General features: G+C 39.1%; 1 protein-coding gene. It reads left to right on the top strand.

Annotation, left to right across the window (positions count from 1 at the left end; genetic code table 11):
- A partial coding sequence (locus GQR47_RS20670; protein WP_165724416.1) for a multicopper oxidase domain-containing protein occupies positions 1-653 on the top strand: 653 nt, incomplete at both ends.

The raw sequence follows: 653 nt of genomic DNA, 5'->3' as shown, positions 1-653 counted from the left end.
ATCAGCTTTAAAGGCATTATGCCGGGCGAAACCTTTGTTTATAAATTTAAACTGCAACAAAGCGGTACATATTGGTATCACTCACATAGCGGCTTTCAAGAAATGACAGGCATGTACGGTGCATTAATTATTGAACCGCGAGAAAACGATATTATTAGTGCAAATAACGAGCATGTTATTCAATTATCTGATTGGACTGATGATGACCCAATGGCGCTGTTCCGTAAATTAAAAGTACAGAGTGATGTATTTAACTTCAATCAACCCACTGTCCCAGAGTTTTTCGATGACGTTTCAAGCAGCAGTATTTCAAATGCTCTACAGCGCCGAAAAATGTGGAATCAGATGCGAATGAATCCTACAGATTTAGCTGATTTATCTGCATCAGCAATGACTTTTTTAATGAACGGTAGTACTCCAATGGCAAACTGGCGTGGATTATTTAAAGTCGGTGAAAAGCTTAGGTTAAGGTTTATTAATGGCTCTAGTAATAGCTTTTTTGACGTGCGTATCCCCGAGTTAAAACTAACGGTTGTACAAGCAGATGGGCAAAACGTTGAACCAGTGACAGTTGATGAATTTAGATTCGGCCCTGGTGAAACCTACGACGTAATTGTTGAGCCTAAAAATGATGCCTATACGATTTTTGCTCA

The organism is Pseudoalteromonas sp. Z1A2 (assembly GCF_011378755.1).
GTDB lineage: Bacteria > Pseudomonadota > Gammaproteobacteria > Enterobacterales > Alteromonadaceae > Pseudoalteromonas > Pseudoalteromonas distincta.
The sequence above is the reverse complement of the archived record's forward strand: the minus strand, read 5'-3'. Positions and strand labels throughout refer to the sequence as shown.